16 protein-coding genes are annotated in these 19,619 nt (G+C 49.3%); 1 reads left to right on the top strand and 15 read right to left on the bottom strand.

Going from position 1 to position 19,619, the window contains the following annotated elements:
- Positions 1-14 precede the first annotated feature (14 nt).
- The 11 genes from OB236_RS18465 to OB236_RS18415 form a co-directional block, all read right to left on the bottom strand.
- A complete protein-coding gene (locus OB236_RS18465) occupies positions 15-1,046 on the bottom strand; it encodes a sialidase family protein (RefSeq protein WP_262685325.1) in 1,032 nt (343 codons plus the stop codon).
- A gap of 24 nt (positions 1,047-1,070) precedes the next feature.
- Positions 1,071-2,720 carry an extracellular solute-binding protein gene (locus OB236_RS18460; protein ID WP_262685324.1) on the bottom strand — a complete coding sequence of 550 codons (1,650 nt, stop codon included), beginning with the start codon at positions 2,718-2,720 and terminating at the stop codon, positions 1,071-1,073.
- Positions 2,721-2,855: 135 nt separating this feature from the next.
- Positions 2,856-3,740, bottom strand: a complete 885-nt coding sequence (locus OB236_RS18455; protein ID WP_076233970.1) for a carbohydrate ABC transporter permease — start codon at positions 3,738-3,740, stop codon at positions 2,856-2,858.
- A gap of 16 nt (positions 3,741-3,756) precedes the next feature.
- A complete protein-coding gene (locus OB236_RS18450) occupies positions 3,757-4,638 on the bottom strand; it encodes an ABC transporter permease (protein ID WP_144026542.1) in 882 nt (293 codons plus the stop codon).
- A gap of 476 nt (positions 4,639-5,114) precedes the next feature.
- Positions 5,115-6,395, bottom strand: coding sequence for an MFS transporter (locus OB236_RS18445; RefSeq protein ID WP_262685323.1), 1,281 nt, complete (start codon positions 6,393-6,395; stop codon positions 5,115-5,117).
- A complete protein-coding gene (locus OB236_RS18440; protein ID WP_262685322.1) occupies positions 6,382-8,400 on the bottom strand; it encodes an ABC transporter ATP-binding protein in 2,019 nt (672 codons plus the stop codon). The genes OB236_RS18445 and OB236_RS18440 overlap by 14 nt, the downstream gene beginning before the upstream one ends.
- Positions 8,401-8,423: 23 nt before the next feature.
- Complete coding sequence (locus tag OB236_RS18435) at positions 8,424-9,320, bottom strand: ABC transporter permease (protein WP_083689514.1); 897 nt, start codon at positions 9,318-9,320, stop codon at positions 8,424-8,426.
- A 100-nt stretch (positions 9,321-9,420) separates the two neighbouring features.
- Complete coding sequence (locus tag OB236_RS18430) at positions 9,421-10,368, bottom strand: ABC transporter permease (RefSeq protein WP_083689515.1); 948 nt, start codon at positions 10,366-10,368, stop codon at positions 9,421-9,423.
- A 55-nt stretch (positions 10,369-10,423) separates the two neighbouring features.
- The gene (locus tag OB236_RS18425) at positions 10,424-12,001 is read right to left on the bottom strand and encodes an ABC transporter substrate-binding protein (RefSeq protein ID WP_262685321.1); all 1,578 of its coding nucleotides are present in this window, start codon (positions 11,999-12,001) and stop codon (positions 10,424-10,426) included.
- Positions 12,002-12,106: 105 nt separating this feature from the next.
- The gene (locus tag OB236_RS18420; protein WP_262685320.1) at positions 12,107-12,814 is read right to left on the bottom strand and encodes an isochorismatase family protein; all 708 of its coding nucleotides are present in this window, start codon (positions 12,812-12,814) and stop codon (positions 12,107-12,109) included.
- A gap of 5 nt (positions 12,815-12,819) precedes the next feature.
- Complete coding sequence (locus tag OB236_RS18415) at positions 12,820-13,545, bottom strand: isochorismatase family protein (RefSeq protein WP_076233975.1); 726 nt, start codon at positions 13,543-13,545, stop codon at positions 12,820-12,822.
- A gap of 251 nt (positions 13,546-13,796) precedes the next feature.
- On the opposite strand from OB236_RS18415, the gene OB236_RS18410 reads away from it, so the two are divergent.
- Positions 13,797-14,726, top strand: a complete 930-nt coding sequence (locus tag OB236_RS18410; RefSeq protein WP_076233976.1) for a LysR family transcriptional regulator — start codon at positions 13,797-13,799, stop codon at positions 14,724-14,726.
- A 286-nt stretch (positions 14,727-15,012) separates the two neighbouring features.
- Here the strand turns inward: OB236_RS18410 and OB236_RS18405 are convergent, their stop codons facing one another.
- The 4 genes from OB236_RS18405 to OB236_RS18390 form a co-directional block, all read right to left on the bottom strand.
- Positions 15,013-15,717: an isochorismatase family protein gene (locus tag OB236_RS18405; protein WP_262685319.1), complete on the bottom strand. Its 705-nt coding sequence runs from the start codon at positions 15,715-15,717 to the stop codon at positions 15,013-15,015.
- A 32-nt stretch (positions 15,718-15,749) separates the two neighbouring features.
- Positions 15,750-16,472, bottom strand: a complete 723-nt coding sequence (locus tag OB236_RS18400) for an isochorismatase family protein (protein ID WP_076233978.1) — start codon at positions 16,470-16,472, stop codon at positions 15,750-15,752.
- Positions 16,473-16,749: 277 nt separating this feature from the next.
- On the bottom strand, positions 16,750-17,961 hold the full coding sequence (locus OB236_RS18395) for a glucuronate isomerase (protein ID WP_262685318.1): 1,212 nt from the start codon (positions 17,959-17,961) through the stop codon (positions 16,750-16,752).
- Positions 17,962-17,993: 32 nt separating this feature from the next.
- Complete coding sequence (locus OB236_RS18390) at positions 17,994-19,559, bottom strand: type 2 periplasmic-binding domain-containing protein (protein ID WP_076234055.1); 1,566 nt, start codon at positions 19,557-19,559, stop codon at positions 17,994-17,996.
- Between the last annotated feature and the right edge of the window lie 60 nt (positions 19,560-19,619).

The following is a 19,619-nucleotide window of genomic DNA, read 5'->3' as shown; positions in this document are numbered from 1 at the left end:
TGTTCAGGGATTTCTTACGACTCCAGCTCCAGGCTCCAGCACACAACCCGCTCCCGTTTCCATGTGTAGGTCACGTATATACGTCTGCCTTCGGCAATCACAGCCGGGTACGAGTACTCCCCCGGTTCGATTGGCTTCGTATAGGTACGGTAGTCGCCTTCCAGCACAATCAGCTGCTCCCAGTTCTCGCCATTGTCTGTGGATACGCTCAGCAGGAGCGGCATCCGCGGGCCATTGTACATACCGACCGGATTGTAAGCGAGTACAAGCGTTCCGTCATCCATGCGCGCCAAATCGATGCCACTGTTGTTATTCGGCAAATACGTTCGATAAGCAGGCGACCAGGTGCGGCCCGAGTCCGAAGAATCACTGCGGTAAATAAAACCGGCGGTACTGCGGTGCAGCATGTGTACGTGACCAGGCTCCGATTCCCAAATGGTCGGCTGAATGAGACCTTTGCCGCGGACAAAATACTTTCCTTCCTGCCCCTCGCCGCCCTCGGCAGAAGGACGAAGCACAGGCACCATCGCGCTTTGCGTCCAGGTCTGCCCCTGGTCTAGTGAGATGTCGGCGAATGCATCCCAGGTTTCTCCTTCAATAGAGGCGGGAGCTAGCCAGGTTCCATCCTGCAGTTCGATCAGCTTGTTCTTAACCGGACCTCTCCCGCCTGAATCTCCCTGCACCAATTCAACCGGCTCGCTCCAGGTTTCACCGTTATCATCGGACACGATCATTCTTGTATACCACTGCGGAATCGGGCTGCCCACCTTGTAATGCAGCACGATTTGTCCATCAGTCTTTCGGAATAATACCGGATTCCAATGTACGACGCCTTCTTCGTCCGCCACCATTCGCGGCTTGGACCATACACCGTCTGTTCTCGTCGAGCACCAGATCGCCACATCCGGCGCACCCTCCTTGCTCCCGGCAAAATAGGCAACCAGCAGATCGCCGTTCGGCAGCGTGACGATCGTCGAGGCGTGGCAGGCGGCGAACGGGCGATCCTCCTCAAATACAAATTGTCGGCTCTGTTCCTTCAGCTTCATGGTTTCACTCCACTCTCTCTTGTCTTATTTCTTCTGGTTCAATCTGGCTAACGCGCCGTTATAAATTTTTTCCAGCTCGGCGCCTCCGGAATCACGGGCTTTTTTCATGACAGCATCATATTCATCCAGCTTTTTGACACCCATAATAAATTTGTCATATTCCTGCTCCAGCATCGTGTTCAGGTTGACCAGTATTTCCTTGACACGAGCAGCCTCTTCCTTTGTAAGCGGCGGTTCCAGATAAGGATCATGGTAAGCCTTGTCATTGGCAATCGTTTTCCAGAACTGCTCATGCATGTCGCTCCAGTTGCCCGTCAGCTTCTCTACCTGCACCTGCGGCTCGGAGTTGGAGAACCATGGCGTAAAGCTCAGCTTGCCGGAGCCCAGATCGGAATACATCGCATAGAAAGCGGTAGGCTGGCCGTCTTTAAATTTCATGACATAATCGCTGTTCAGCTTGGGCTGGCCCTTCTCGTCCAATGTATGGTGGACACCCTCAACACCGTAGTTCATCAGGTTGGATGCTTTCTCGGTGTACATCCAGTCGATCAGCTTGACAAGTGTTTCCGGGTCCTTGGCCTTGGAGCTGATCGCAAAAATTCTGTCGTTCGTTATCGTTGTTGCGTAAAATTCGGCTCTGGCTTTGCCAGGCTTATATTCCGGGATCGGAATGAGCTCAAGCTTGCCGTCCGGAACTGCCTTTTGCAGCTGCTTCGTATAATCAAGCGCAAAGCCGCTGTTGTCCATAAAAAAGAACGATTTACCGCTGGTCAGCTTCTCGGTCCACTGCTGCTGTGTCGCGACTGCATAATCCTTGTCGAGCACCCCCATCGTGAAGGCTTTGTTCAGGTAAGCCAGTACGTTTTTGAATTCGGACGTGCCTTGTCCGTACACATATTGGCCGCCGTTCACATCTTTATCAAAATAAATCCCGTTGCCGCTGCCCACTCCCGAGCCCAGCATATAAGACATCGTTTTGAACAATTGGTGGATAGGTCCGCTTCCCTTACGTGCGGAGAACGGCGTCGAATCGGGATAAATCTTCTTGAGCTCAGCTAGCACAGTCAGCAGCTCGTCAAAGTTTTTAGGTGTCGGCAGGTTATGTTTTTTCAGCAAATCGGTACGGATGACCGGCCCGAAGCCATTCTTCAACTCATTGCGGCCTATCGCCGGGAAGCCATACAAGTCTCCGTCCGCGGTCAGCTTCGCCATGTCCGGGTATTGATCCCATACTTTTTTGAAATTGGGCATCAGTCCCTTATTCATATATTGCATCAGCGGCACGAACACGCCCGTCGATGCAAAGCTGTTAATATCGGCCATATCTACCTGGATAATGTCCGGCAAGTTATTGGTGGCGATCAGTATTTTTTTCTTATCGTTATAATTGCTGTTTGGCACCGTTTCGAATTTCAGCTTGATGTTCGTCTGCTTGAGAATTTCCTGCTGGATCGGAGCCATATTTTTGACCGGCTGGTTCGGATGCTCCGGGAAAGCTATCGTGATCTCCCGTTCCTTGGCAGAAATTTTACCTGCATCTGCTCCAGCTGCGTTACTTCCCGGTGCAGCGGGTGCTGCCTCTTTACCGCCAGTCCCCGTGCATCCGGCAATAGCCGTGGCCACAATGATTGTGGACAGTGATACGGAAACCCCTTTTACCCATGCTTTAGTCATCTTGGATAAACCTCCCTTTGTGTAGATCAAGCGTTAATTTTGAAGCATGCTGAGCACGCAACAGTCAATGAAGCCGGGTGCCCGGTGATCCCGGAGCATTCCCCCTCTCATTAAGGATGTGAAATGTAAAGGTGCTTAACCCTTTAAAGCGCCAATCATCGCGCCTTTGACAAAATACTTTTGCAAATACGGGTACGCTACGAGGATCGGCAGCACGGTAATAATAATGACCGCAAACTTGTAGTTGGTCGCAACAACACGGAAATTGGATGATGCACTGCCCACATCCGCGGTTTGATCAGCGAATTCGCCCGCTATGACGATGTTCCTCAGCAGCACCTGCACGGGAAACTTGTCGCTGTCGTTCAAATAAATCAAAGCCGGGAAAAAGCTGTTCCAATGATGTACGGCGTAGAACAGCACCATCGTAGCCATAACGGGAAGCGAGAGTGGCAAAATAATTTTCCACAGCACCTGTAGCTCGTTGGCTCCGTCCAGATAAGCCGATTCCTGCAGAGCGACCGGAATCCCTTCGAAATAGGTTTTCATAATGATCATATTGAAGGTGCTGATTGCCGTAGGCAGCATTAATGCCCACATCGTATCGATAAGCCCGAGCTTCTGGACGACCAGATACACCGGAATCAAACCACCGCTGATGAACATCGTGACCGCAACCATAAAGATGAAGATGTTGCGCCCGTAAAAATCCTTTCGGGAGAGCGGATACGCACATAGCGCTGTCAGGATCACGTTGATTGTCGTCCCGACAGTCGTATACAGCAGCGTATTGCCGTAAGCCTGCCAAATCTTCGGATTTTTAAATACGACCAGATACGCATCAAACGTAATGTCCATCGGAAGCAGCTTGATCAGACCGCGCGTAACCAGATTGCCGTCACTGATCGACACGATAAAGATGTAATAAATCGGGTATACCGTTATGAAGATCAGGAGCAGCAGCACCGCGATGTTGCACACGTCGAAAATTTTGGACCCTAATGAAGTATGTTTGTTCATGACAACCTCCTGTTATCTACCACAATCCGGTTTGACTGATTCTTTTGGAAATACGATTCGCCGAGACGAGCAGTACAAGCCCGATCACCGCCTGGAACAGCTCTACCGCAGTCGCATAGCTGAAATCGCTGCCAAGCAGCCCTCTCCGGTACACATAGGTCGAGATCACATCTGCCGTTTCATAGGTCGAACCGTTATAAAGCAAAATAATTTTGTCATAGCCGATCGACATTAGCCTGCCGATATTGAGGATGAGCATAATCGATATCGTTGGCGAAATTTCGGGAAGTGTGATGTGAATCAACTGCTTCCAGCGGTTGGCTCCATCGATTTTGGCGGCATCATACAGCTCCTCATCTACAGCAGTCAGCGCGGCCAGATAAATAATCGAGCCCCAGCCGATGCTTTGCCAAATCCCCGAGGAAATGAAAATCGTCCGGAACCATTCCGGCTTCATCAGAAATTGAATCGGTGCCAAGCCAAACCACGTAATGAGTTGATTGACCAGACCGTCCAGTGTAAGAAAATTGACGATCATCCCGCAGACGACAACGGTAGAGATGAAATGCGGCAGGTAGCTGACGCTTTGGGCGAATTTTTTCAAAGCCTTGCTTTTTAATTCATTGAGAAGCAGAGCCAAAATAATCGGCGCCGGAAACGCCCAGAACAGCTCGTAAATATTGATGAGCAGCGTGTTTCGAACCAGCTTCCAAAAATATTCCTCATTCAGAAACTTTTTGAAATGTGACAGTCCGACCCAAGGACTTTCCGTGATGCCCTTGACGATATTGTAATCCTTGAAAGCAATGATAATGCCATACATCGGCCAATAATGAAAGCATACATAATAGCAAAAAGGCAGGAAAAAAATCAAATATAAATACCGGCTTCGTTTCATATTTCGCAGGATCGGATGGCTTTTACTTCTGGGCGCGCCGACTGCTGGCTGTACGTGTGATGTTTGAATAGAAATCCCTCCTGGCTGACGATCTTGTAAGGTTCACGCCGATCAAGCTGATGCCTAACCGGCGGCCGCTTCCGTAATCCCTATTATGAGAGCGGCTGAACGCCTTGAAAAGCACCGATAACGGCATTCCACGAACCACTTTTCGCACAAATACGCTCATGATTCAAATTTCTAAGGGTGTCCAAATATCGCACACCTTGGCTGCGAGCCCAGTCTGGGCAAGGGTCTAGGACATTCTCATGCAGAAACCAAGATTTTCTTCTCGCATCCAGCCGGCTGGGTGAGACAGCAAAAAAACCATTGTCGCTCCATAATGAGCATACAATGGTTTTGAGCTGCCCGGCGGTACCGCAAGGCGTTTTTCGGTTTTTGTCCTCGGGGCACTGCTGACGGAGACTGCTGCTGGGCTATGAGGCCTGGTTGCCTGGCGCCGCCTCCGGCTTACTGCCGCCTGCCTCGCGACCTGTTGTTTTTAAATTCCATTTGGCGCTCGTGTACACCGAGAATCCGAACATCATCGCAACCAGGAAAATCCCGCCAGTCAGAAACGCGAATGACAAACCGAGCGTTTGACCGAGAATACCAAACATCGCCGGGCTGATGATTTGCGAGAAACGGTTCGTCAGCAGCCTTAACCCCATAAGCTTCCCGCGGTCGGCATCTCTTGTGTCATTGACGACAATCATAATGCTTACAGGCAGGTTAATCCCCACGGCAGCGCCCATGATCAGCATCAGAGCCACAATGCCGGCAATATGAAGACCGGCGAGCGGCGTCAATAACACACATACAGACGCAATCATACCGGCGATTAACAAAATCCGCTCCAGATGGGTCCGCTTCATGATCCAGTTCAGTGCATAGCGGGAAAGCATGCCGGCCAAGCCACGAATCGCCAGCACTATCGAGATCAGGAAGGTCGAGTAACCGAGTTCTTTTAAATACAAAGGCATAAAGCTCATATACAGAGCTTGGATATACATAATCAGAAAGGTGCCGATTAACCCGAACTGCACCGCACGAATTTTGGTCAAATGCCAGCCGCTCGTATAGCTGTCCACAATTCCTTGAACTCTGATAATATCCCTCGGCTTAATCTCTGCCAGATTCGGATCGGGATGCGGATAACCCCGCGAAATGATCAGGATAAACGCAAGAAACAGAATGGATGCAAAGCCCGCTATCAGAAAGGATATCTTGTAGCCAATCAATTCCGTGGCAAACAGTGAAACTATACCCCCGCCTATAAGCGGACCGAGCATCCCGCCTCCTGACATCCACATCGAATATTTATTAATATTTTCGTTGCGCTGGTTTTTGTCTCCATCCGATACAAGCACCTGTAGAGCCGAAGCCATAATAACAATACAGGCCCCCATAAAAAATTGCGAAATCGACAGCATCCAGAGTCCATTGCCATAATACGTCGTAAACAAGGAAAGAATCAGCAGTATGCTTCCCCACTTCAGCATTTTCATTGAGCCGATCGAATCGATTAATTGCCCGACCGGCATGGCGATAAAAATCGGCAGCAGGGAACGCAGCGTAACCATGAAGCCAATGGCAGAGGTAGAAGCACCGACCTCTTGGGCATACAGGGTAAAGAATGGCTGCGCCATTCCCGTGATTGCAAAAAACAACCCCCCGCCATATATGCCAACCTTGCGGTACAGGTCAAGAGACGGCATGACAAGCTACCTGTCGAGTCGTCTGATAATCCTCTAGTACCGGCTTGTGGCTGACGCAGTGCTCTGTGACCAGCGGACAACGGGAATGAAAGGCACAGCCGAGGGGCGGATTGGCTGGGCTGGGCAGCTCTCCGGACACCAGCTGGATATCTCGCTGGGATTCAATCACGGGATCAGGGACGGGAACGGCTGCAAGCAGAGCTTTCGTATAGGGATGCATCGGATTGGTAAATACCCTCTCGGCAGGTCCATACTCAACGATTTCACCTAGATACATCACAGCAATCTTATCCGAAATGTAGCGTACGGTGGATAGATCATGGGAGATGAACACAAAGCTCAGACCCATCTCCTCCTTTAAATCGCAGAGCAGATTAATAATCTGCGCTCTTACGGATACATCCAGTGCAGAGGTGGGCTCGTCAGCAACAACGACGCTCGGATTCAACGCCAAGGCCCGCGCCACACCGATCCGCTGCCGCTGACCGCCGCTTAGCTGGCTTGGATAACGGTCCAGATAAGAAGCCTCCAGGCCGACCTTCGCGATAAGCTCACGGACTTTGAAGCGCCTTTCTTCCTTCGTGCCTATTCCTTGCACATTTAGCGGCTCGGCGATAATATCGCCTATTTTCATTTTGGGATTAAATGAGGAATATGGGTCCTGAAACACAATCTGAATATTGCCGCTCACCTCAATGCTTCCCGATGTCGGTTCATCAAGACCGAGCAGCATGCGAGCCGTCGTGCTTTTGCCGCAGCCGCTTTCACCAACAATACCTATGGTTTCACCGCGCTGAAGCGTAATATTAATGCCATTAACAGCTTTGATCTCGGGAGCCTTGCGCCAGGGTAGCAGCGAATCACGCTTGAAATGCTTATGAAGATCTTTAATAACAAGCACATGGCCATCCGCTTCACCTGCAGCTGTCTTTGTATAATTCATTGAAACAGCAGCCGTTTGCGGTTTATTGTGTTTATCCAATGATACGATCTTATCCAGACCCTCGGTTTGCAGTCCATGCTCCAGCCAGCAGGCAGAGGCTTGTGTGCCCCCGCGCTCCTGTAGCGGAGGAGCCTCCATATGGCACCGGCTCGCAGCCGCCGAACAGCGCTCCTTGTACGAGCAGCCGATGATCTGATTTTTCATATCATGCGGGAACCCGCCAATATGAAGCAGACGACCGCTTTTTTCACCGCTTATCTTGGGAATGGTCATCAGCAGGCTTTGCGTATAGGGATGCTTCGGATGCGCGAACAGCTCATGAACCGTACCGTATTCAACGATTTTCCCGGCGTACATGACTGCAACCTTTTGGGCAAAGCGGGCGACCAGCCCCAGATCATGGGTGATGAACATCATGGCTGTTCCTGTCGTTTCCGTCAGCTCCTTCAGCAGTTGTACGATCTGCGCCTGTATCGTTACATCAAGGGCAGTCGTCGGCTCGTCGGCAACAATCAGCTTCGCGTTGCACGATAACGCCATGGCAATCATAATCCGCTGCCTCATCCCGCCGCTCATTTCAAACGGATAGGCATCGATTCGTTTCTCGGCATCGGGAATACCAACGCGGCTCAGCCAATCAATGGCCAAGAGGCGTGCTTCCTTGGGACCCAGCTTCAAGTGCATACGAATCGGCGTGATCATCTGGTCAGATATGCGCATCACGGGGTCAAGCGAGGACATCGGGTCCTGAAAAACCGTTCCCACCTCTTTGCCGCGAAGCCGGTTGAGCTCCTTTTCTGGCATACCCACCAATTCCTTATTTTCAAGCTGTACGCTTCCTGACACGATACGACCGGGATAAGCAATCAATTGAATCAGTGACATCGCCATCGCGCTTTTCCCTGACCCGCTCTCGCCTACTATAGCCAGACGTTCACCACGCTGAATATCAAAGGATACGCCATTGACCGCCCGGACAGTGGCACTCTCCGTCTCAAAATGGGTGTGTAAATCCCGAACCCGCAGCAGCGGATCGGAATCTAAAAGATAGTCGGTTTCCATATGAATTTCCTCCTGTCTGCAGCTTATTTTCTCGAACGAGGGTCAAGCACTTCACGAATACCGTCCGACATAAAATGCAGGCTGATCGCAATCAGCAAAATAACGACGCCTGGCAGGGTTGAAATCCACCAGCCGATTTGCAGATAGGTTTGCCCCTCTTTAATAATATTGCCCAGTGACGGCTCCGGCGGCATAATCCCCAGGCCAAGAAAGCTGAGACTGGCCTCAACGAGAATGGCATTGGCAGCAGCTATACTGGCAGCAACAAGCAGCGAGGAAATCGTATTAGGAATAATATGCTTGGTCATCAGCCACAGTTGGGAGGCTTTCACGGTTCGGGCCGCATCGATATACGTTCTCGATTTCAGCGTCAGCACCAGAGAGCGCTGCAGTCTGATAAAACGCGGCACATCAGCAAGTGAAATGGCAATGACAACCGGGATGAAGCCCGCTCCCATAATGGAGACAAGACCAATCGCCAGCAGCAATGAAGGAAAGGCAAGAAAAATATCAACGATGGACATCATCGTACGATCGACCATTTTTCCGTAAAACCCGGCAATCGTGCCCAACACAACTCCAAATACAAGTGCAATTACAGCTACACTGAGTCCAACCGACAGGGAAACCTTAATGCCCGACAGCGTCCGGCTGAATACATCACGGCCTAATTTGTCCGTTCCGAATGGATGATCCCAGGAAGGCGACTGCATACTCGACTTCACATCGGTAACCAATGGATTGGGGAAGGGCAGTACAGGTGCCAGCAGGGTCAGCAGTAAAATAGGAATCAAAATCAGCAGCGCCCAACGGGCCTTCTGGTTGGCTATCAAAAAATGCAACCCAGGAATCCGAATAGTCCCCCAAGAAAACGGGCCTAGCTTCCCTCTGCCGGTACCAAGTGCTTCTTGATTGTTCATATTCTTCACCTCTTCAAAGTTTTGTGGAACAAAACTAACTTCGTAAGCATCAGCTCGGTTTTGTGGAACAAAACTGACTTCGTAAGTGTCAGCTGAGTTTTTAGAATTGAACGCGCGGATCGATCTTTTTGTAAACCAGATCCGTCAGGAAATTGATCGCCACAAACAGGAATGCATAGAACAGAATCAAGGTCTGCACCAGCGGATAGTCCCGGCTGTTGATTCCGTTAACCAGCAGTGTGCCGATACCCGGAATTGTAAAAATAAATTCGACGATGACTGTGCCGTTCAGCAAATTACCGAAGCTGAGTCCAATGACCGTGACAATGGGCAGCGCTGCATTGCGGAGTGCATGACGGAATACAACGACAATCTCGGATATGCCTAATGAGCGGGCTGTACGCACATAATCTTCATTCAAGACTTCAAGCACGGCAGTTCGCGTAATACGCGCAAGCGTAGCGACCTGTGTAATCGATAGCACAATAATCGGAATCGCAATGCGCTTCATCAGCATCTCCGGATTATCCAGCGTCACTCTGCCGCTTGCCGGGAATAAGCCCAAGCCCAGGGACAGAATCAACAGCAGCAGCAGTGCCGTCCAGAACGCCGGCATCAGATCGACAATCATCGCTGCCCATGTAATCATGTTATCCAGCGCCTTCTTTCCCTTGTGGGCCATATAGGCAGCAAGCGTACCGAGCGGGATGGAAATACACACCGCCATCAAAATCGTAATCGACGCTATCAGCATCGTAATCGGCAGCGCCGTCATGATCATGCCCGTAATCGGCAGATTGGTCGTCACCGTATTTCCAAAATCGAGCATCAGCAGGTTTTTCATGTAACTGAAATACTGCAGCCAGAGGGGCTGATTCAGCCCCATCTCTTCTCTTAGTCGCTCCAGAGCGGCTGCCGACACATTTTCTCCTGCCATTGCCGATGCCGCATCACCCGGTATAAGCCGTAAAGCGAAGAATACCAGTGTCACCACTCCGAGCATCGTAACGATCAGTTGCACGACTCGTTTAAAGGAATATACCAGCACTGGCGGTCACCTCCCGGATTCACTTTTTCACTGACCTTACTACAGCCTTGTGTACCTATTTGATATCGACACCATAGAAGTCAACCTGTGCCAGCTTATTGATGACAACACCATCCACATTCGTCTTGCTTGGCCAAAATACATTGCTTCCGAAGGTCGGCATATAAGGCAGATCCGTCATCGCAATAACCTGCACCTCTTCATACAGCTTCTTCCGTTTGTCCTTATCAACCTCGGCACGCGCCGCTTCCAGCTTCTCGGTCAGCACCGGATTATCATAACGTGCGCCATTCAAGCCGCCGGGCGATTTATTGTTCGGATGCAGGTAGCTGAACAGGATCATATCCGGATTGACGGCGGGCAGCAAACGTCCTGCAGTCATAAAGTCTCCATCATTTCTCACTTTGTTATAAGTCGGCGTATCCACCAGGACGAATTCCAGGGTAACACCCACTTTTTTCAAATATTCCTGCTCTAGCTGCAGCGTATCTGTAATCCCGGTTGCCGACGTATTCGTCTGTGTCATCTTGAAGCCGTTCGGATAACCCGCTTCCACCAGCAGCTTTTTCGCTTTCTCCGGATTGTATTCATACTTCGGCGCTTTGTCCGTGTAGCCATCCATCCAGTCCATCAAAATACTGCTCGTTCCTGCTTGCAGTTGGGGATTGACCGCTTTGGCAATCGCATTGAAATCAACAGCATAGGCAAGCGCCTGTCGGACTCTTACATCGGCCAGAATCGGATTGGTCATATTAAAAATCCGCAGACTGTTGGCATAGTTTTTGACATTGTTCATTTTGAAGCCGGCTTTGCTCAGCGTATCGAGATTTTCTTCCTTATTGGCTCGCATAATAAGGTCGATTTCACCATTTTGCAGTGCTATCGTTGAGGTCGCCTCATCTTTAATAATCGAAAAGATGAGCTTCTCAATCGGGGCAGGGCCCTTATAGTATTGCGGATGCCGCACAAGCACGATCTCAGAGTTGACATCCACACTTTCCAACGCATACGGTCCTGTGCCTACAGGCTTGAATTTCACCTGAGCTCCTGCAGCCTCAATCGCTTCCTTCTTCACGATTTGGCCTTGATGGTAGTTTGCAACGACATGCAGAAAGTTGCCATCCGGCTGCTTGAGTACGACCTTCACTGAATAATCATCAGGCGCTTCCATCGATTCGATGTTGGCCAAATCGGTAGCGTATGGAGAAGCGGTTTTTTTATCGATATTGCGGTTATAGGTGTACAGCACATCCTTGGAGGTGAATTCACCGTAACCACCCTGCCATTGAACGCCTTTGCGCAATTTAAATGTCCATGTTTTGTTATCCGACGTTTGCCAGGACTCCGCCAAATCGGGAATGATCGCACCAGTTGCCGAATCATAGGTTGTCAGACCGCTAAAGATATTAAAGACGATATTCTCATTTTCGATTCGAAATACGGTAGCGGGATCAAAGCCCGCGGGATCATCATAGAATCTGATCTTCAGCGTCTTATGGTCATTCTTTGCAGCTGCAGCCCCGGTTGCATTCCCTGTTGAAGGGGCCGTCGAGCTCTCATTAGTAGAACAGGCAGCACTCACAAGCAAGAACAACATGACGATTATAAGCAGATGCCATTTTTTACTGTGCATTCCCCTCGTCCCCCTCATCGCTATTTGACGATCTCCGGAAGTGCAGCGCACCCGCAACCTGCTACGGATTCACCACACCTCCAGCCGTACCTGCGCTCTGCTGTTTTAAGCCCTGACGCCTATTTTGCTGATCGCTCCAATTTCCTGAAAATATTGTTTGGCAGCTGCCAAATCGACGACATCCGCATATTTTTGATGCAGATCATACAGGTTCATATAATGAGAGGCTTCCGTGCGGTCAAACACACAATCCGCTACAACTCCCATATGAAAACGATGGGTAGCCCCATCCACAGTAGTCGCCCGTACACAGCCGCTTGTCGTTTCACCGCAGCATATCAAAGTATCGATACCCAGACTGTTCAGATGGAACAAGAGCGGCGTTCCAGGGAAAGCGCTCGGTGAGGCTTTTTCAATAACCAGCTCGCCATAAACCGGCTTGACCTCATCCACGATTTCCGAGCCCTTTTGGCGCAGTTCATCACTAAGCGGAACCCGCATGCGGGTATTCCGACTCCAGCTGTTGATTCCGGATTGCAGTCCCTTTACATGGATAACGGGAATTTGGTTGCTTCTTGCTACCTCCAGCAGCTCAGCAGTTTTGTCGACGGCGGCCCAGCCCTCAAGTCCGGTACTCGACGACCATGTCTCCATGGATTCAAAAATCGGCTCGCGCTTCAAGCCAAGCACGCTGTAGTAAATGTCGATCAACAGCAGTGCGGGCCTTTTGCCAAAGCCGTACAGCTCCTTTTTGCCCCATAACAGATCATGCTGCTTGTCGCGCTCACTCATAAATTTCTCCCAACCGTACATGTTCATTACCTCCCTGAAATTGTTATAGATAGGACAGGCTTCGCTGCGCCGATCTTTTGGAAGTATTGCTTGGCATATTCCACACCAACCACATCGGCATATTTCTGATGCATATCGTACAGGTTCATCCAGTGAGAAGCTTCCGTACGGTCAAATACGCCTTCTTCGACGACCCCCATCTTGAATCTTTGTGTAGCTCCATCCACAACCGAAGCACGAATGCAGCCGCTCGTTGTTTCACCGCAGACGATAACCGTATCAATACCCAGACTGACTAATTGAAAGCTCAGGGGTGTTCCCTGAAAACAGCTTGGCGCTGATTTCTCTATAACAACCTCTCCAGGAATGGGCTTGACTTCATCCACGATTTCCATGCCTTTCTTTTTCATTTCAGAGGACATGGCCGACGGCTGGCGCTTGCGATGAATCCACGGCTTGATCAGATTATCCATGCCTTTTACATGAAAGACGGGAATTTGATTGTCCCGGGCAACGGCTAACAGCTCGGCAGTACGATCAACGGCTTCCCAGCCTTCCAGCCCGGTACTGCCAGGCCAGGTTTTCATGGATTCGAAGATTTCCTGGCGTTCCAGACCAAGCACACTATAATACATATCAATTAATACCAAAGCCGGTTTCTCGCCAAATCCTGCAAGCTCCTGTTTACCACGCCGTTGATCATGCTCTTTGTCCCGTTCTGATAAAAACCGTTCCCAGCCTCTCGAAGTCATCTTCCATTCCTCCTTGAAATTTTAAATTAATTTATGTTAGATTTACTAACATTTATTTAACATGTAAATCTTCATTTATTACATACACTTATCATAAAACCAATTAATACAATCGTAAATTAGCATTGTTGAATGAAAATATTAGTTAAATGAATGCAAACGAATTCATTTATTGCATTTATGTTAGTAAATCTTATATAATAAGTTATGAAACCTTACATTTTATTAATTTGATGGATGGGGGATTTTATATGAATCTGGAGCAAATCACAACGTTTTTACAGGTTTACCAGATCGGCAGCTTTCAGGAGACTGCTAATCAGATGTATTTGCCGCAGCCCACCATATCTCATCGCATCACCCAATTAGAGAAAGAGCTGGGTAAATCTTTACTCATTCGCGGTAAAGGCAGGGTTCGATTGACCGAGGAGGGCAAAGCCTTTCTGCCTTATGCCAGGCACATTCTGGGCTCCTTGCAGGAAGGCCGGAATGCAGTAGCCAGTGTAGAGCAAGGCTCGGCAGGCAAATTGACCATAGGCTGCAACAATTCGTTCGCCAGCTGCGTGATGCCTGAAGTACTCGACACGTTCATGGCGGAGTATCCGAAGGTTGCCCTGAAGGTGCAGTGCTACGCCTCACCTACGTTGGTTCGATTTCTGAAGCAGCGTGAAATTCAATTAGCTATTACCCGTTACACCAGCAATGACCGCGGGATTGTATATCGATCCGTGTACAGCGAACCCACGGATTTAATCGTTTCTCCAGCGCACCCTTTCGCCAAACGGAAGAAAGTGGATATCGAGGAGATATTAAGGGAAACCTTCATCACCTATCAAAAGGATACGCAATACAGAGATCTGCTCGATACGACACTCAACCAGATCCAGCTGAATTACATTACCAAGATTGAGACGAATAATCTGGGGCTGATCAAACACTTTATTAAACAAAATGCAGGCGTCCACTTGTCCGGCAGCTTGTACATGCGAAATGAGCTCGCAAAAAAAGAGCTGGTTCAAGTAAAAATTGAACGCAACCCTTTTTCACCAAGTCAAGTATTCATTGCTCATCTGAAGGATGAAACCCATAGTTTGGATCAGCTGTTTACCCGCCACTTCGAGTCACAAATCAATTCCCATTTAAACAAGGAACAACCCATCTTGAATGGCATGTCGATGTAAGAACAACACGGAATAACCTGACCCACTCGGCGATGTGTAATCCTGTATATCCACCGACTACCCGCTCCCTGCCGTATTCACTCTCAATCACTCCCCGACCTCACATGCATGTTTAGAATTATGCTGCAGCTAACATCGCCGAGGCACTATCCGTACGCACAGTCAGCCATGCCGCTGTAACCCACATCTGTCCCTGCCTAACCAGACTCCATACCCATACAAAACTTGTATTATTTTACTGATCTTTAACTTGAATCCCAGTTCTTAACCGTATCTTCAACTCGGCTTATATCGTCTGGGCTATCAGCCGCTTGGCCAAATGTTCCAGCACTTCATCGATATGCATGACATCGGCATATTTGTGATGGAGATCAAACAGGCTGATTTTATGTGACAGAGGGCTGCGGTCATACACACACTCTTCAACCACCACCGTATGGTAGCCATGCGAATACGCATCGACCACACTGGCCCGGACACAACCGCTTGTTGACTCACCCACGACAATCAGGCTGTCCACACCCATCATCGTCAGATACGAGGTCAAGGGCGTACCCTGAAATGCGCTGGCACGGGTTTTGTAAATCAGCAGATCTTCCGGCTGCGGGGCAAATTCATGGAAAATCTCGAACGCATCCGAGGTTTTGGCGCCCCCCTTGCGGTTGGTAGCAGCTACCTTCACACCTCTGCGCCGCGTCAATTCATCCGAGGTTAAATAGATCACCGGCATACCCATGGCACGAACCGCCGTAAACAAACTTACAGTAGGCTCGATCGCTTCCCAGGCATAGATACCGCAGGAGCTCGGAAACTCAGCCTGCAGCTCAATTGGTGGCTTGGCGCCTCCTTGATAGGCGCTGTTGTATAGATCAATGGCGAGCAGCGCCGGTTTGCGACCAACAAAGGTTTCACGCTCGTATGCCTTATAAATCTCGAGTATGTCCGGATCAACAGCATCCTTCCAGCAATGATCCTCAAAAGCGTAAGCCATATGCGATTCCCCTTTCGTGTAACCGTGCAGGTTTAAGCTTCTACCTTGACTTTTTTGGCGGCACCAATGGCATCGAAATACTCGATGGCATAGTTCATTTCCACCACGTCGGCGTATTTTTGATGCATATCATACAGATTCATGTAATGCGAGGACTGCGTGCGGTCATAGACGCATTCTTCAACAACACCCATCTGGAAGCGATAGGTCGCTCCATCCACAACCGATGCCCGCACACAGCCGCTTGTCGTTTCCCCTGCGCATATAACCGTATCTGCGTTCAGGCTGATCAATTGGAACAACAGCGGGGTTCCGTGAAATGCGCTGGCAGCGGCTTTTTCAATCACGATCTCACCTGCGATCGGCTTGACCTCCTCCACAATTTGCCGGCCCTTCTCCATCATTTCCTCCGACATGGTCACCTGAAGCTTGCGTTTTTTACTGCTTTTGGTCCAATGATTGATGCCGCTGTTCATCCCTTTAATATGAATGACAGGAATTCCATTCTTACGGGCAGCCGCCAGCAGAATCGCCGTCTTGTCAATCGCAGCCCAGCCTTCAAGGCCTGTACTCATCGGCCATGTTTTCATCGATTCAAAGATTTCCTCGCGCTCCAGACCAACGACACTATAGTACATGTCAATCAATAGTAAAACCGGCTTTTCCCCGAAACCGTTCAACGTCTGCTTGCCCCAAAGCTCATCATGCCGTTTGTCTTGCTCTGTAAAAAAATGACTCCACTTCATTTCTCCCATTGCAATCCCTCCATTTCGTATTTGCTACTTCAGTGTAAGTTAGCTTATCTAACATGTAAATATTGGTTTATGCATGTAAACTCTCATTATTTGAATGTATGCGGATACAGCCTTTCAATCATCGTCCTGACAAAAGTGAAATTACTCTTCACTTACACAAAACAAAAATCCCTGTTTCGCTGCAATCAAGCAGCAAAACAAGGACTTTGGCAAAGCCTTCCTTTACAGGAACGCGCTTATTCGATTGGGTCGTACCCATAAGGTCACACAAGGAGTTTTAACCTTTACTATTCAGCGATTGCACACGGTATCTGCGCGCTGCACTCTCATACAGCCAGTCGCGGGCGACTTCAATCGCCTGAGCATGGTCCAGCCAACCAGAGGCCACACGTTCAGCCAAAAATTCACTGAGTACACGCTTGACCAGCCAAATTTTCCCGTACGTCCATTCAATGCACCTTGAATCAGATGCGATCAGTGAAGATTTCAGTGCCGGCAGTGCCTCCAGCCTGTACTGCATGGACTGCTTGTAGGTGGATGCCCGGAAGTTATACCACCAATGTCCGCCGACATGAACATTAGGGAAATTCCATGCCGCCTGCACCACATCGAGATTGTTGATTTCCGAGGCGACCACTAACTCGAACGGACAGCTGTACCGCTCAAACAAACCACTAAGCTTCAAGATGCGCTCCGGGTCGTTCGCAGGCAGCGGTTCCCCGCACCAGGAGCGTTCGACACCGAGAAAGAACTGTACGAACAGCTCATGACGCTGTGCAGCCTCGCAGATCAGATGAAGCACATTCATCAAAACCTGATCACGCACCAATCCCGATGCAGATAAGTCATACAACTGGTTAGCCGCAGCCTCATATCGCGGAAGTGTGGTCATAATGCCCGGACAGCCCTGCTTGCTGTAGCCGCCCAACAAGGCGTCAACGGTTTCACGCAGCTTCTCGAACGCCTGAAGCGGATTTGAGCTTTCTATGATCTCAGTAACCCATCCGAAAATCTTCCCATCGATTCGCGGAATCAGAATTGCATTCCGCCTCATCCCCTCAAAAGGAGCATGCTCAGGTACATTGACTACATACTCACGAACGCTCAGGCGGTCCGCTACCTTCTGTGCCCAGTCTGCCTGTACTGCAGATTGCTTGACAGCTTCATCTGCTGCCAGAACGGACGCTTCATCCTTCAGCTCGATTCCATATAAATCCTGGAAAATCCGCGACAGCGCCACGTTCATCATCGTATGTCTGGAAGCATGGTGAGCGCTAAGAAATGCCTGGATTCGCTCACGAACCGGCAGCTGCTCGGCATGCGCCGGATAACCGGCTGCCTGCAGCTCACGGAATAACCAGAAGTAATGGGCGATCTGCCAGAAATCCACAGCATTCAGCCGATCTCCAACCAGATGGGTATGAGTGTCCACAACGTCAACCGTCTCAAGCTCTTGCATGATTCGCTCCCGGATCGTTTCCTGCTGCATCCTGTTATCCTCCTGTGGCGTGCTACACCCGTTTACTTTTTAATATCCAGCACACCGATCTTTTTCGTATAACGTTCGTTGGCTTCTTTAAGAATGTCATTGCCACCCTTGGTTTTGTACTCTTCTATAACTTTAGGCCAGTCACTAATCGGTTCTTTGCCATAGATCATTTTGATCATATGGTCGATGATCAGCTTCGGTCCAACATCAGGCTGTGGCGAAGCAAGATCCGGATATTTGCTGAAAGTTGCTAGATCCGGATAAAATCCGATACCGGGCAAGCCTTCCTTATCCAGTACATTATCGAAGACAGCTAGCTGATCCTTACCGTTTTGATCCAATTCCAGACGCTTACGCGGCGGGTTCAATGTCGCATCCTGCCCCATCCACAACGTACCTGCACGGAAGCTCTCTTCTTCCTGCTCCTCTTTGCTGGTTGGAATTTTATAGTTGATTTTACCGTTATCGACTGTGTAATTTTGTCCCTCTATACCGAAAGTGAAAAACTTCTCAGCTTCAGCTGATGCCATCCAGTCATAAAATTTAATAATTTTCGCTGCTTTATCTTTATCCACCTTGGCATTCACATAGAAGGAACGGACAACCGGGGTATAGTAGAAATAGCCGGATTTACCTTCTGGTCCTTTTGGAGAGGAGATAATATCCACTTTGGCAGCCGGATTGGCCTGGGCAATAGCGGTTCGGAACGAGATCAAGCCTGCTCCATTGGAGGACCAAGAGCCGGATTTACCGCTGTTAATATTTTTGGAATAATCAGAGGACGAAATGGTTGCAAAATCCTTCGGGATCAAGCCCTCATCAAACATCGTTTTGTAGGTTTGCAGCGCTTTCTGCATATTCTCGACGTCAAAGAACTTCGGCTGTACCTGTCCATTTACAACTTCAAATTGATCCTTGTATGGTAGTACATCAAACGCGCCCAGGAACGTATCGGCGTATTTGAAATTTTCACGCATTTGATAAGGATTTTCTACACCTGCCTTTTTAAAGGCACGCAGAACATCCAGAAATTCATCAACAGTTTGTGGAGCTTTCATACCTGTTTTCTCTAAAAGATCCGTACGGATATAAGTCCCACGTCTGGACGGATTGCTCAAATAATCGGGGATCGCATAAATCTTGCCATCGTAGGAAACTGCATCCCATGCCGCCTTGGGCACCTTTTTCATCAAGTTGGGAGCATACTGCTTCAATAAATCGTCAAGCGGCATAAAGACGCCGGCTTCCACCGAGCCTGACATGGATTTACCGGTTGGTGTGCCGATACTGCCTACCACGTCGGGAATATCATTACCAGCGAACATAATACCCATTTTGGAATCTTCGAGAATACGCACGGAGAGGTCTGTGTTAGTCAGTTCCTCCAGCTTTTTCACCAGCTTGTTATTTTCCCAGTCTGTCACTGTTCCTTGATATCCAGCATTGGTTGTAACCGGCAGTGATAGCGAAAATTTGACCGGCTTCGTATCAGCACTGGCTTGTCCGCCTTGCTTATTGTCTTTAGACGCATCCCCACAGCCAGCCAAAGAACCTGCAGCAAGCGCGGAAACCAGAATAACACCCCATGTTTTTTTCATATCGCATCAACCCTCTCTTTTTTTAAAGCCTTGAACTTGCCTTGGTCTTTCCTCAGGCAT

It is taken from the genome of Paenibacillus baimaensis (assembly GCF_025567575.1).
This window is presented reverse-complemented; position numbering and strand designations above follow the sequence as displayed.